This is a genomic window from Pseudonocardia sp. (genome assembly GCF_050250275.1).
Taxonomy (GTDB): domain Bacteria; phylum Actinomycetota; class Actinomycetes; order Mycobacteriales; family Pseudonocardiaceae; genus Pseudonocardia.
The window spans coordinates 93,661-106,974 of the sequence record NZ_JBFWOY010000005.1 but is presented as its reverse complement, the minus strand read 5'-3'; the positions used below and the strand labels follow the sequence as shown (position 1 = coordinate 106,974).

The 13,314-nt window shown below is 74.8% G+C and carries 15 protein-coding genes; 4 read left to right on the top strand and 11 right to left on the bottom strand.

The genetic code is table 11. The annotated features are described in order from the left end of the window. Positions 1-104 precede the first annotated feature (104 nt). Positions 105-1,229: a phosphoribosylformylglycinamidine cyclo-ligase gene (gene purM, locus AB7F12_RS07050; RefSeq protein WP_428500100.1), complete on the top strand. Its 1,125-nt coding sequence runs from the start codon at positions 105-107 to the stop codon at positions 1,227-1,229. A gap of 151 nt (positions 1,230-1,380) precedes the next feature. Here the strand turns inward: purM and AB7F12_RS07045 are convergent, their stop codons facing one another. From AB7F12_RS07045 to AB7F12_RS07030, 4 genes are all read right to left on the bottom strand, one after another. Then, entirely contained in the window at positions 1,381-2,073 is a 693-nt protein-coding gene (locus AB7F12_RS07045) for an NUDIX hydrolase (RefSeq protein WP_428500101.1), read from the bottom strand. 176 nt (positions 2,074-2,249) lie between these two features. Beyond that, entirely contained in the window at positions 2,250-2,609 is a 360-nt protein-coding gene (locus AB7F12_RS07040; protein ID WP_428500102.1) for a GntR family transcriptional regulator, read from the bottom strand. 1 nt (position 2,610) lies between these two features. Further along, a complete protein-coding gene (locus AB7F12_RS07035; protein ID WP_428500103.1) occupies positions 2,611-3,561 on the bottom strand; it encodes a hypothetical protein in 951 nt (316 codons plus the stop codon). Between the two features lie 153 nt (positions 3,562-3,714). Beyond that, complete coding sequence (locus tag AB7F12_RS07030) at positions 3,715-3,924, bottom strand: DUF3073 domain-containing protein (protein ID WP_428500104.1); 210 nt, start codon at positions 3,922-3,924, stop codon at positions 3,715-3,717. Between the two features lie 163 nt (positions 3,925-4,087). On the opposite strand from AB7F12_RS07030, the gene AB7F12_RS07025 reads away from it, so the two are divergent. Next, positions 4,088-4,903, top strand: a complete 816-nt coding sequence (locus tag AB7F12_RS07025; protein WP_428500105.1) for a hypothetical protein — start codon at positions 4,088-4,090, stop codon at positions 4,901-4,903. Positions 4,904-4,906: 3 nt separating this feature from the next. On the opposite strand, the gene AB7F12_RS07020 is transcribed toward AB7F12_RS07025, so the two are convergent. Together AB7F12_RS07020 and AB7F12_RS07015 are read right to left on the bottom strand one after the other, a co-directional pair. After that, on the bottom strand, positions 4,907-6,007 hold the full coding sequence (locus tag AB7F12_RS07020) for a YgfZ/GcvT domain-containing protein (RefSeq protein WP_428500106.1): 1,101 nt from the start codon (positions 6,005-6,007) through the stop codon (positions 4,907-4,909). Beyond that, a complete protein-coding gene (locus tag AB7F12_RS07015; RefSeq protein WP_428500122.1) occupies positions 6,004-6,453 on the bottom strand; it encodes a Fur family transcriptional regulator in 450 nt (149 codons plus the stop codon). The genes AB7F12_RS07020 and AB7F12_RS07015 overlap by 4 nt, the downstream gene beginning before the upstream one ends. Positions 6,454-6,677: 224 nt before the next feature. On the opposite strand from AB7F12_RS07015, the gene AB7F12_RS07010 reads away from it, so the two are divergent. Both AB7F12_RS07010 and AB7F12_RS07005 read left to right on the top strand, forming a co-directional pair. Beyond that, a complete protein-coding gene (locus AB7F12_RS07010; RefSeq protein ID WP_428500107.1) occupies positions 6,678-8,723 on the top strand; it encodes a hypothetical protein in 2,046 nt (681 codons plus the stop codon). Between the two features lie 45 nt (positions 8,724-8,768). Then, a complete protein-coding gene (locus AB7F12_RS07005; RefSeq protein ID WP_428500108.1) occupies positions 8,769-10,046 on the top strand; it encodes a hypothetical protein in 1,278 nt (425 codons plus the stop codon). 40 nt (positions 10,047-10,086) lie between these two features. Here AB7F12_RS07005 and AB7F12_RS07000 read toward each other — a convergent pair whose 3' ends face one another. The 5 genes from AB7F12_RS07000 to AB7F12_RS06980 all read right to left on the bottom strand — a co-directional run bounded on the left by AB7F12_RS07000 (position 10,087) and on the right by AB7F12_RS06980 (position 13,296). Further along, positions 10,087-10,692 (bottom strand): FABP family protein, encoded by a 606-nt coding sequence (locus tag AB7F12_RS07000; protein WP_428500123.1) that lies wholly within the window; start codon positions 10,690-10,692, stop codon positions 10,087-10,089. A 293-nt stretch (positions 10,693-10,985) separates the two neighbouring features. Further along, positions 10,986-11,285, bottom strand: a complete 300-nt coding sequence (locus tag AB7F12_RS06995) for a DUF1416 domain-containing protein (protein ID WP_428500109.1) — start codon at positions 11,283-11,285, stop codon at positions 10,986-10,988. Continuing rightward, a complete protein-coding gene (locus tag AB7F12_RS06990; RefSeq protein ID WP_428500110.1) occupies positions 11,285-12,124 on the bottom strand; it encodes a sulfurtransferase in 840 nt (279 codons plus the stop codon). The genes AB7F12_RS06995 and AB7F12_RS06990 overlap by 1 nt, the downstream gene beginning before the upstream one ends. Further along, entirely contained in the window at positions 12,121-12,633 is a 513-nt protein-coding gene (locus AB7F12_RS06985) for a DUF4395 domain-containing protein (protein WP_428500111.1), read from the bottom strand. Before AB7F12_RS06985 ends, AB7F12_RS06990 begins: the two co-directional genes overlap by 4 nt. Before the next feature lie 234 nt (positions 12,634-12,867). After that, positions 12,868-13,296, bottom strand: a complete 429-nt coding sequence (locus AB7F12_RS06980) for a thioredoxin family protein (protein WP_428500112.1) — start codon at positions 13,294-13,296, stop codon at positions 12,868-12,870. Between the last annotated feature and the right edge of the window lie 18 nt (positions 13,297-13,314).

The window sequence follows — 13,314 nt, the reverse complement described above, 5'->3', positions numbered from 1 at the left end:
CCGAAGACCTACGGCCGTGCCCCGCGGCCGCCAGACGACAGGCCGCACCTGCGGCCGTGACAGACAGGACGCCCCCAGGGGCGGCCGTCAGGAGCGATCACCCCATGCCGCCCACGCCGACCGTGCCCGAGGACAACGTGCAGGACCGCGAGGACGCCCCGCGGGCCAGCTACGCGTCGGCGGGAGTCGACATCGAGGCGGGGGAGCAGGCCGTCGAGGCGTTCCGCCCGCACGCCGAGATGGCGACGCGGCCCGAGGTCCTCGGCGGCATCGGTGGTTTCGCCGGGCTGTTCGCGCCGAAGCTGAGCCGCTACTCGGAGCCGGTGCTCGCGGCGTCCACCGACGGCGTCGGCACCAAGGTCGCGATCGCCCAGGCCATGGACAAGCACGACACCATCGGCCTCGACCTGGTCGCCATGGTCGTCGACGACCTCGTCGTCTGCGGTGCGGAGCCGCTGTTCCTGCAGGACTACATCGCCGTCGGCAAGCTGGTCCCCGAGCAGGTGGCGTCGATCGTCAAGGGCATCGCGGAGGGCTGCAAGCAGGCGGGCTGCGCCCTGCTGGGCGGCGAGACCGCCGAGCACCCCGGGCTCATGGAGGCCGGTGGCTACGACATCTCCGCGACCGGTGTCGGCATCGTCGACGCCGAGGCGATGCTGCGTCCCGAACGCGTCCGCCCGGGCGACGTCCTGCTCGCGATGGGCTCGTCGGGTCTGCACTCCAACGGCTACTCCCTGGCCCGCCACGTCCTGCTCGACATCGCGCGGATGCCCCTCGACGGGCACGTCGAGGAGTTCGGGACGACGCTCGGCGAGGAGATGCTGATCCCGACCCGCATCTACGCCCGCGACTGCCTGGCGCTGGCCGCCGAGACCGGGGTGCGGACGTTCTCGCACATCACCGGGGGCGGGCTGGCCCGCAACCTGGAGCGGGTGCTGCCGCCGGGCCTCGTCGCGGTGGCCGACCGGGGCAGCTGGACGCCGGCGCCGGTGTTCAAGCTGATCGCCTCCCGGGGCCGCGTCGAGCGTGCCGAGATGGAGAAGACGTTCAACATGGGGGTCGGCATGGTCGCCGTGCTCCCGGCCGACGACGTCGACCGCGCCCTCGCGGTGCTGACCGCGCGGCACGTCCCGTCGTGGGTGCTGGGCGAGGTCCGCCGCGGCACGGGCGAGGAGCCGACGGGTGTCGGCGCCCGGGTGCAGCTGCAGGGCGAGCACCCGCGCTTCTGACGCCACCTCCGGTCGCAACCTCACGGTCGCGGTCCGCGCCCGGGGCGACCGTGGGGTTGCGCGCTCCGAGCCGGGTGCAACGTCATGGTCGTGCTCGGGCGGCCGGGGCGACCGTCGGGTTGCGCGCCGGTTCTGCCCGAGGGCGTGGTGCTCAGCCGACGCGGACGGCGGGCTCCCGCAGCATCGCCGGGTGCAGCCGGGTGGCCGGGCCGCGGCGGAACAGCTGCGCGGGCCGGCCGGGGCCACCCGTGACGTGCCGCTGCGTCGGCACCAGGAAACCAGGGGTCGAGGTGACCTTGCGGGAGAAGTTGCGCGGGTCGATCTCGGTGCGCCACACGGCCTCGTAGACCCGCCGCAGGTCGGTGACCGTGAACTCGGGCGGGCAGAAGGCTGCGGCGAGCGTCGTGTACTCCAGCGTCTCGCGGGCGCGTTCGACGCCGTCGGCGAGGATCTGGGAGTGGTCGAACGCGAGGTCGGTGACGTCGGCCACCGGGTGCCAGCCGCTGACGACGTCGGGCTGGTCGGGGTCGGGCATGTCGGGCAGCAGGGCCAGGAAGGCGACGGAGAGCACCCGGCCGCGGGGGTCGCGGTCGGGCGCGGCGTAGCCCGCGATCTGTTCGAGGTGGCCGGACACGCGTCCGGCGGTACCGGCGCCGGTCTGGGCGGCCAGCTCGCGGGCCGCGGTGTCGGGCAGGTCCTCGTCGGGCGCCACGAACCCCCCGGGCAGGCCCCACGTGTCCTCGAAGGGCTTCTCGGTGCGGCGTACCAGCAGCACGCACAGCTCGTCGTCGCGGACGGTGAGGACCACCAGGTCCACACCGACGGCGAACAGGTTGCCACGCATCGTGATCCGTTCCTGACGTCCGAAATTCTCGTCAGGGTGACACTACCGCGATGATCCATGTCACGCGGCACGACGTGTCGCCCGGGCCCGTCGCGACGAGCCTCTCCGGGTCGATCGCGCCGACCGAGAGCCTCGTTACCGCCGGTCCCGACACGTCACCCCGACGGGCGTGTGGATCACGGGCCCGATGCCGTCGACCGGACGAGCGCGACCAGTTCGTCCTCGTCGAGGTCGATGCGACGCGCAGCCGCCACGAGATCGTGCACCAGGCCCAGCAGCACCGCGCGGTCGGACCGGACCCCGTCCCGGACGGTCGCGCCCCGGCCGCGCCGCAGCTCGATCAGGTCCTCGTCGCGCAGCTGCTGGTAGCCCGCTAGCACGGTGTGGATGCTCACATCGAGCGACGCCGCCAGCTCCCGCGCCGGCGGCAGCCGCTCGCCCGGCGCGACCGTCCCGTCCGCGATGCCGCGGCGCACGTTGGCCGCGACCTGGTCGGCGAGGGGGACCGGCCGGGCCGGGTCGAGCCGGAAGAGCACGTCAGGACACCTCCTGGGCCAGGCCGGCGAGCAGGCCCGCGGCCGTTCGCGGGTCGTCGACGGTGACGGTGAACCGCCGCCCCGACCGCCGCGTCACGATCAGCGCGGGCCCGCTGCGCAGCACCACGCCCGAGCCGCCGGGGACGATCCGGTAGCCCCAGCCGCCGAACTCTGCGGGGGAGACGTCGCCGGTCGTCACCGACTCGACGTCCGCGACGGGGACGCGCAAGTGCGGCCAGCCGAACGCGCCGAGGGCGACGACGAGCCCCCGCCGGTCGACCGTCACCAGCGCCGACGAGCCGAGCGTCAGCACGGCCAGTCCGGCCACGATCAGCAGAGCGCCCGGCAGCCACCCGGCGAGCCAGCCGAGGACCAGGCCGCCGACGAGGACCACCGCCCCCAACGCCAGCGACATCCGCGACTCGACGCGGCGTGACCAGCTCACCCGCTCCGTGAGGCCGACCTGGACCGGCGCGCTCGGGGGCGCCTCGGGAGCCGGGGGCGGCGACGGCGTCACCAAATACCCGACGGCACCCGCCACGACCGCGGCCCCGACGGCGATGAGCAGCCGACCGGGGGGCAGGTGGGCCTCGGCCGCGGACGTGACGTCGACGTTGGCCGCCGTCGCCAGGTAGAGCACCGAGCCCAACAGGCCTGCCGTCGCCCACGAGACCGCGCCGAAGAACCGCGCCGTGTCCGCGGCCGACACCCGCGTCGCGGTCGGCCGGGCACCCATCGCTCCGAAGACGAGCGCCAGCAGCACGCCGAGCACGACCATCGCCGCCACGAGTGCGGCGTGCGGCATGGTCGAGGTCGCGGTGCCGTCGAAGGAGAACCGGGTGGCGGGCTCGGCCGGCATCCGGTCGGCCGCGACCAGTGCGGTCACGACCGCGGGGGTCACCGCCACCAGGTGCGGGAGCCCGGTGAGGAGCGCTCTGCCGATCCGTCCCATCGTCGGTCCACCTCTCTACTTGTTATGAACCAACTATAACAAGCAGCGGGATGTACGACCACAACCGCCGACGCCGGGGTGTCCGTGGACACGCTGAACCGGGCGCCGAGGCGCCCGGTTCACGACGACAGGACGAGAAGGAGCCGCAGCCGCCTAACGGCGGGGTGCGTCCTCGTCCTCCTCGCCGTCCTTGGAGGCGTAGGAGGAGTAGTACGAGTCGTACTCGTCGTACTCCTCGTCGTCAGAAGGAGCCGTCCCACTACCGATCTCGCGTTGCAGCGCATCGAGATCCATCGTGGGGGAGCTGTACTTGAGCTCGCGGGCCACCTTCGTCTGCTTGGCCTTGGCTCGTCCGCGCCCCATGGCTGGTCCCCCTTACAACAGGGAAGGGGCGGCCGGATGTCTCGGCGGCCCCATTCATGTCATCAATATCCTGGGGTCCACCGTACATTGCTGACCCGCCACCGTGCGACGTGGCATCGATGGTGTGACCCGGAACAGCCCCGGGCCTGGAATCATCCCGTCCATGCCGGAGCCGTTCCTGTCCTACCTGCGGGTCTACGAACCCCTCCGCGCATTCGACGGCCCCACCGGCGCGCCGGTCCGCGAAGCCCTCCGCCGCGGCCCCGTCGCCGCCGGCGACGCCGGCGACCGCGACCGCGACCGCTGCCTGCGCGTGGGCCTCGGCACCGGGAAACTGCCCGCCGACACCGTCGACGTCCTCGTCACGACGGCGCGGTCCGGCGACACGCTCGTCTGCCCGCTCGACACCCGCCCCCGCGCCGCCGCGGCCCTGCTGGCCTTCCTCGCCGAGCAACCGCCCGTGCTGCGTGCGGCCGTCCTGGGCGGCCCCGAGTCGACCGCCCGCCGCGACGCGGAGGCCGCGCTCGCCGAGATCGGCGACGGCGCCGCCCACGTCGTCACCTCCGCCTGGACCGTCCCGCTGCCCTGGTTCGCACTCGTCGACCCCGACGCCCGCCGGCTGAGCCTCCACGGCACCCGGCGCGTCCACTGGCAGGTCCCCATCGGCACCGCCCTCGCCCGGGCCGAACGCGCCGAGAAGACCGTGCGCTCCGGCATCGGCGACGACGGCCCCGCCGAGGTCCTCGCCGAGACCGCGAGCTGGCTGGCCCGCTTCGACCACGACTCGGTCGTCGAGCTCGACTACGGCGGCCTCGTCACGTTCCTCGACGACGACACCCTCCGGGGCGACAGCTCCGCCGAGCTCGTCCAGGACGCGCTGCAGGCGCTCCAGGACGGCGACGGCGACGTCGCGCAGTCCTGCTACGAGAAGCTGCGTGACTTCTGGGGAGCCGTCGCCGCCCACCGCGGCAGCGGCTGAGCGTCAGCCCCGTAGGCCCGACTGGGCCGCCCGCCCCGGCGGTGGTGCGGCCTCCTCCGGCGGCATCGAGTCCGGGTCGATCCGCGCCGGCGCCGCCCGCTCGTCGACACCCGCGACCAGCTCCGCGTCGACCGGGACCGACCGCTTCAGCAGCGTCAGCGCCACCGCGCCCAGCTCGTGGTGCAACGTCACCGTGCCCACCCGCCCGACCGCCCGCCCGTCCTTGAACACCGGGTCGCCGGCCAGCGGCAGCTCCTCGTCACCCGCGTCGAGGTGCAGCAGCACCAGCCTGCGCGGCGGCCTGCCCATGTTGGCCACCCGCGCCACCGTCTCCTGACCCCGGTAGCAGCCCTTGGTCAGATGCACGGCCGCGCCGATCCAGCCCACCTCGTGCGGAATCGTCCGCTCGTCGGTGTCGACGCGCAGCCGCGGGCGCAACGACTCCACCCGCAACGCCTCGAACGCCATCGTCCCCGCGGCACGCGCACCCGCCGCCGTCAGCCGGGCGAACCAGGCCTCCCGCTCCGCGCGCGGCACGACGACGTCCGCCGCGTCCTTGCCCGGCCACGGCATCCGCCGCACGAACCCGCCACCCGGCAACGCCGTCGCACCCGACGGCGCGTCCGGCACCGGGACCCCGGCCGCGGCCAGCACGGCGGCCGTGTCGGGCCCGACCACGCTCAGCACCGCGAGCTCCGCCGTCGCGTCCCGCGGCTCCACCTTCGACCAGAAGACCATCTTCGTCAGGTAGTCGAGCAGGCCGGCCGAGTCACCCGGCTCCGTGTCGAGCCACACCACATCGCCGACGTGCGCGACGTTCATGTGGTGCAGCACCCGGCCGTTGAGGTCCAGGACCAGGGCCTCGGTGGCCGTGTCCGCCGGCAGCGCGCTGACGTGCTGGGTGAGCAGCAGGTGCAGCCAGCTCAGCCGGTCCTCACCCGGAACCGCGATCACCTCCCGGTGCCCGCGGTCGACGACGGCCGCGCCCCGGGCCATCGCCCGCTGCTCGGCGAACGGGTCGCCCCGGTGGGCCGGTACCGCCTCGTCGGGATCGGCCGGCGCCTCCGGCCCGGCGGTGTCGACGTCCGTCTGCGGTTCGGTCACCGCGCGCTCCCTTCGGTATGACGATCGGTGTGATGGTCGGGGCCCGCCGCGGCGTCCCCCGTGTCGTCGGCGGGCTCCCCGTCCTCGGCGCAGTCGGCGCACCGGCCGGACAGGGCCACGTGCGTCGCGTCCAGGGTGAACCCGGACTCCTCCTGCAGCCGGTGCGCCAACGCGTCCATCAGGTCGGTCGGCGCCTCCGCGACCCGCCCGCAGTGGTGGCACACCAGGTGGACGTGCTGGTGGTCCTCCTCCGAGTACGTCGGGGCGCCGTGCCCCAGATGCGTGTGCCGCACCAGCCCGATCCGCTCCAGCAGCTCCAGCGTGCGATAGATCGTCGTGATGTTCACGGCGGGCGCGGTCTGCTGGACACGCGTGCAGATCTGCTCCGGCGTCGCGTGGCCCAGCTCGCGGACCGCATCGACGACGAGCTGACGCTGAGGTGTCATGCGCAGGCCGCGCCGGTGCAGCGTCTGCCGCAGCGAGGTGTCCACGACCAGATCGTAGGCGAACCCGACCCCGCCCCGCCCGTGCCCGAACCCGGCAACCGCACGAGGTCACGACGGCGGCCGGGAGCACACCGACCGGCTGATCTCTGCTCCGTCAGGGTGAACGCACTGCTTCGCTGACGGTAGGCTCGGTGGTCTGGACGCCCGGGTCAGGAGGTAACGCGATGTCGTCCGACGCCGGCGACCGGTCCCCCGGTGCCACGCACTTCGACGTCGTCTTCCGCGGCTACTCGCGCCGCCAGGTCGACGACCACATCCAGCGGCTGCACCGGGTCCTCGCCCGCATGCGCGCGGATCTCGACGCCGCCCAGGCCACCCGTCCCGTGAGTTCGCCGCCGCAGCGGCCCGGGCCTCGGCCTGCGCCGCGGCCGCGCCCCGTCGACCCGATCGACGGCATGTCCGACCGGATGCAGTCCATCCTCACCCACGCCGAGCAGGAGGCGGAGGAGATCCGGGACCGGGCCCGTCGTGAGGTCGAGGAGCTCTCGCGCCGCCGCGACGCCCTCGCCCGCGAGGTCGAGCGGATGCGCAGCGAGCTCGACGGGGCCCGGTCCGTGGCCGACCCGGCTTCCGCCGCCACGGCGGCCCACCCGCTCGCGGGCCGGCCCGCCCAGCCGCCCTCGGGGCGCTCTGCGGAACCGTCCGCGGAGCGGTCGTCCGCGGGGTCGTCCGCGGGGTCCTCGTCGCAGCCGGCCGCATCCATGCCGACGATCGTCGCCGCGCCGCCCGTCCCCGCGCGTCCACCGGGCGCCGCCGCGGGCCCGGCGCCTGCCGGCGGTCCGGCGCCGGAGACCTTCCCGGCGCGTCCGGCCGCCCCGGCACCGGCCGCGTCCGGTGGCGCGCCGACGCCATCCGGTGCGCCGCACCGTTCTGCGCCCACGACGCCGGGACGCTCCGCGGGCCCGGCCCCGGGGTCGTCGCCGGTGGGTGGGCAGAAGAAGAGTGCCGGTTCCCCGTCCGCACCCGCCCGGAAGACCCCTGCCGCGCCGGCGGGTGGGCAGCCCGCCGGCGGAGCCGCGGCAGCGGCGCGCAAACCGGGCGTTGCGGCGTCCCCGGCGCCGACGTCTCCCGGGGCGAACACATCCGCGTCGACCGCCACGGGACCTGCGCAGGGTGCGCGTAAGGCCCCCGGTCCGCCCGCCGGGTCGCGTCCGGTCTCGACCGGACCGGCGACCGCCGGTTCGTGGGGCTACACCTCCTCGCCCACCACACAGACCCCGAACGCCGCGGCGGGACAGCAGCCCGCCGGCACGCCCGGCGGGGGACCGGCGGCAACGCAGCAGACCCCGTCCCGGCAGGCTCCGGCCCCGAAGGGCCCGCCGACCCGATCCGGGCAGACGCCGGGCCGGCAGAGCCCGCCGCAGCAGAACCCGGGCCCCAAGACGCCGCCCGACCAGACTGCGGCCCAGCAGACTGCGGCCCAGCAGACTGCGGCCCAGCAGACTGCGGCTCAGCAGACTGCGGCTCAGCAGACTGCTGCCCAGCAGGCGGCGGCCCAGCAGGCTGCGGCGCCGCAGACAACGGCCCGGAAGGCCCCGGTGCGGAAGGCCCCGGGCCCGCCGACGCCGCCCGAGAAGACGTCGCAGAAGGCGCCGCCCCGGAACCCGTCCCGGACCGACCCGCCGCAGCCCGGTCTCCCGGCGAGCCCACAGCCGGGCGCCCCGAAGAAGGGGACGCATCCGACCCCCGCCGACATGCCCGCGGCCCGCGGCGGCCAGCGTCGGCCGGGAGGGGACGACGGCGCGACCGTGTCGATGCGCCCCAACGGCGACGCCGCCCAGCCGGCCGACCTCTTCCGGCCCGCGTCGGGTAGTGCCTCCCGCCCGGACGCTCCGACCACCCGCACGCCTGCGGGCACCGCGCACCCCGGCACGACGGCCGCCGACAAGGCCCAGGACAAGGGCGCGGGCACCACCGGATCGGGCGAATCGCAGAAGGCGGCCGCAGGCGCCGCGTCGCCGGCCGGCCCGGACGGCAGCGGGTCCGAGGCCTCCGGGAGACCGGCGTCGAACGGCGCCGGTAAGCCCGCCGCGCCGCCCGCGAACGGGACGAAGGGCGCGGACAACCGCACGTCACAGCGGCCGTCGACGGCCGGGGCCGGCTCCACGGGCGATCGCGGCGCCGAGGGCGGCGGTGCGCCCTCCGGCGACGGGAAGGACTCGGAGCGCAGCCGGTCGGAGCGCTCGACCTCGGGGTCACGCTCCGGGTGACAACGGTTGCGCTGGGTGATGTGACCTCGCGTACCGTCCGCGCCCATGGTGTCGCCGTTCTCGGCCGAAGCGTTCGCGCCACTGGGTGTGCCCATCGGTTGGCTGGTGGTCGCGGGCGTCGTGCTCGTCGCCGCGGTCGTGTGCGTCCTGGTGGCGCTGCGTCGTCGGCGGCGCCGACCGCTCGCGGGACAGGCCCCTGCGGCGCCGGCCGCGCCCGTTCAGGAGTCGGCGTCGGGGGAGCCGGTCGTTCCGGGTGAGCCGCTGCGCGCGCTCGGCGAGCCTGCGACCGCCGGCTCGGACACCGCGGCGGCGCGGGACGCGACCGACGTGCCGGACGCGGCAGGGTTGCCGGACGCGACCGAGGTGCCGGACGCGACCGAGGTGCCGGACGCGGCAGGGGCACCGGCCGCGGCCGCGGCGCCGGGGGAGCCCGGGACGACCCTCGAGCAGCCGCCGGAGAAGACGGTCGAGAAGAAGGACGCCGTGGCGCCCTCGGTCACGACGGTCGGCGATCTCGCCGCGCTACGGGGCGGCCGGCCCCTCCTCGTCGCCGGCGACGTGCGCGACCCCGACACGACGCCACTGCCGGTCAGCTCCGACATGCTGCTGCAGCGGGCGGCGGCCCGGCGGGCGTCGACGTCGGTGCGGGTCCGGGTGCCCGCCCGAGGCGCCGCGGCGGCCGCCACGGCGGAGCCCACCGACGACACCGACGTCGCGGCGCCGTGGCTGCGTGTCGACCTGACGCTCGCCGACGACACCGCTCCCGGCCCCGAGGCCGGCCGGTCGACCACCGGGGACGCGACGGTGTCCGCCGGGGACGGGCCCGGCGCCGGTGCCCCCGGCGCCGGGCACCGGGAGCCGCAGGACGAGCCGCCGGCCGTTGCGGCACAGCCGGAGAGCCCGACGAGCGTCCTGCGCGCGGTGCCGGCACCGGAACCCGACCCCGCCGGTCATGTCCCGGCTGCCGAGCCGGCGGGCGCCGGGCGCTCGCTGGCCGACGCCGTCGCGAACGCGCTGGCGAACCGGGCGTCGGCCGACCGGGCCGGCCCCCAGGCCGCCGCCGAGGCGCCGGACAGCGCCGCGCGCGACCGGCTGCTGGCGGTCCTGCTCGCGGACCCGGACCGCGCCGTCGGCGCCACGGTCGAGCTGGACCGGGTCCGCGGCCAGCTCGACCGGCTCGTCGAGGCGGTCCGGCACGAGCAGGACGCGCTGGCGGGTCTCGTCGAGAGGCTGGCGTCGGCGGGCCTGGACGACGCACAGATCGCCCGCCTGGCCGGCATCCCGGCGGGCGAGGTGGCGACGTTGCGGTCCGCGCAGCGCTGACGCCGACGACGCCGTGAGCGGCCGGCGGCCGCGATCGACGTCAGCCGGCGATGCGGTGCAGCCGGGCCGACAGGTGCGGCTGCAGGGGCTGGCCCATCATGGCGCGCTCGTCGACGTAGGCGAGGTCGCCGCCCTCGACGAGGCCGTAGAGCCGGTGCGACCCGGTGACGTCCTTGGCGGTCGCGGTGCGGGCGACCGCGTCGGTCTCGATCTCCCAGGACGTCAGCGTGCGTGCCTTGCCGTAGTAGATCTCGAGGATCCCGGTGGCGTGCACGATCAGCACCTCGAGGGTGCCGTCGGCCTGGGGTCGCCAGAAACCGGTCTCCCGGGCGGCCTGCCGGATGACCTTGCCGTCGTCGTCGAGGAGCCACGCGCGGGCCTCGTAGCTGACGAAGGGGCGGCCGTCGTGGGCGAAGACGAGCTGCTGGGCGTAGTGGTACGGGCCCTCGATCGTCGGGTAGACGACCTCGCCGGTGCCGCGCCACACCCCGATCAGGGGGAGCAGACCGAGGCAGGCCTCGTTGAGGTCGGGACCCTCGCGGAGGTTGGCGGTGTCGTCGGGGACCGGTAGGTCCTCCCAGCGGGGCCGGTTGCGCTGCGGTGAGTCGGGCGCGGCGTGGGCGGGGCCCTGGATCGTCGTGCCCAGCTCGGGCTCGGCGCCGGCCGAGGGGTCGGCAGCGGTCGAGGAGCCGGCAGCGGTCGAGCGGTCGGCCGGGTCGGAGGGGGAGCTCACTGTGCCTCGTCGTGGTGGGGGGTGGTGGTGAACAGCCTGCGCAGCAGGAAGCCGGTGTAGCCGGCGATCCCCACGCTGACCGCGATCAACAGTCCGGTGAACATCCAGTGCACGGCCGCGGAGCATAGTCGCGTGCCGGGCCGGTGACGTCGAACGCCGCCCCGGACGTGAGGTCCGGGGCGGCGTTCGGAAGCGGCCGGAACGGGTCAGGCGACCGCGACCTGCGTCTGGTGCAGGCCGGGCCCGTCGGCGGTCAGGACCGCCTCGCCGTTGCCCGAGCGGGACAGCGCGCGGACGGTCCAGGTGCCGGGCGCGGCGAAGAACCGGAAGTCGCCCGATGCCGAGGAGACGACCTCGGCGGTGAACTCGCCGGTGCCGTCGAGCAGCCGGACGAACGCGCCACCGACGGGCGAACCGCCGGCGACGACGCGGCCGGCGAGGACGGTCTGCTTCTCCAGGTCGGTGCCCGCGGGCAGTGCGATGGCCTGGTCAGGTGCGGCGCACATCAGTTGCCCGCCCCGAGCTCGATCGGCACGCCGACGAGCGAGCCGTACTCGACCCAGCTGCCGTCGTAGTTCTTGACGTCGGAGTGGCCCAGCAGCTCGCGCAGCACGAACCAGGTGTGCGAGCTGCGCTCGCCGATGCGGCAGTAGGCGATGACGGCCTTGCCGCCGTCGAGACCGGCGTCGCCGTAGAGGGCGGTGAGCTCCTCGTCGGACTTGAAGGTGCCGTCCTCGTTGGCCGCCTTGCTCCACGGCACGTTGATGGCGCCCTTGACGTGGCCGCGGCGCTGCGACACCTCCTGCGGGAGGTGCGCGGGGGCGAAGATCTTGCCGGAGTACTCGTCGGGCGAGCGCACGTCGACCAGGTTCTTCACGCCGATGGAGGCGACGACCTCGTCACGGAACGCGCGGATCGACAGGTCGGCGTCCTTGGCGGTGTAGGTGGCGGCGGGGCGGTCGGCGACCTCGGTGGTGAGGGTCCGGCCGTCGAGCTCCCACTTCTTGCGGCCACCGTCGATGAGCTTGACGTTCTGGTGGCCGTAGAGCTTGAACTCCCAGTAGGCGTAGGCCGCGAACCAGTTGTTGTTGCCGCCGTAGAGGACGACGGTGTCGTCGTTGGAGATGCCCTTGGCCGACAGCACGGCCGCGAAGTCCTCCTTGCTCAGGACGTCGCGACGCACGGGGTCGGTGAGCTCGGTGGTCCAGCTGAACTTGACGGCGCCGGGGATGTGTCCCCCGTCGTAGGCCGTGGTGTCCTCGTCGACCTCGACGAAGACGACGCCCTCAGCGCCGAGGTTCTTCTCGGCCCAGTCCGTGGTGACCAGGACGTCTTCGCGGCTCATACGGTCGCTCCTTCTGCGGTGTGCGGGTTGCGGGCCCGAATCCGGGCCCGGGTGCGGGAGATCAGGGTGTACATCTCGCAGCCGAGGCAGAAGCCGAAGGCTGCGTTGAGGAACGCCGCGGCGAGCGCGAACGCGGTGGCGACGATCCCGAGGGTCGTCGCTCCCGTGAGGTAGCCGATCGCGGCGACGGTGGCGAACAGGAAGCCCACGAGCTGGGAGAACCGCACGGGTGCGGCGTCCTCGCGTTCGGTGGGCGGGCCGAGGCGACGTGCGAGCAGTGCCCGGTACAGCACCGAGTAGGGCGCGAAGCGCATGCCGGCGAACGCCCCGAGGGCGAACACGAGGGCCTGCGCTGCGGCCAGCCAGCCGCTGCCTGCGAGCAGCACCAGCACGAGCACGACGGTGGTGAGGGTTGCCGCGAAGCGGACGCCCCGCGGGTCGAGGGAGGGTTCGCCCGGGGCGGGACCGGAACCCGCCGCAGGCGCGGCGGCACCATCCGGTGTGGACATGGGATCTCCTGGAGACGAACGGATCGAGTTCGTGTCCGGCGCTACGCGTGCCCCGTGTGTCACACGGGGCCACGTCGGCGGGCCGGCGTCAGGAGTCGCGACACAGGCAGCTGCCGACGCGGCACAGATCGACTGCGCGTCGTCTCGTCAGCGGCCAGTTCACGGTGGCGAGCCTAACCGAGGATCCCGCAAAGCGGGAATGCCAGGTCCGAGGGTCGGGATGCATGGCGTGCGTCACGTTCCCAGCGAGGGGGTGATGGCGTCGACCAGGTCGGGCCGGCGCGGCACGCCCGACACCCGCAGCAGTTCGGTGCCGGACCGGTCGAACGCGACGGTCGTCGGGGTGCGCATGATGCCCAGCTCGGCCGCCACCTCGGGCCGGTCGGAGACGTCGACCTCGACGTGCACGAGGCCCGGTGTGGTGGTGCTCAGCTCGTCGAGCAGCGTGGCGGTCTGCCGGCACGGGGCGCACACGGGTGAGGACACCTGCAGCAGCAGGACGCGGTCGTCGGCGACGGGGTCGTGGCCGGCGAGCGCCCACCCGGCGGCGGCCGTCCGGGTCGCGGATGTCCGGACACGTCCTGAGCGGGCCCGCATGACGAGCCCGGCCACGGTCGCGACGACGAGCACGCCGACGACCACCCACAACCCGGTGGTGTTCACGTGCCCATGAACGCGTCG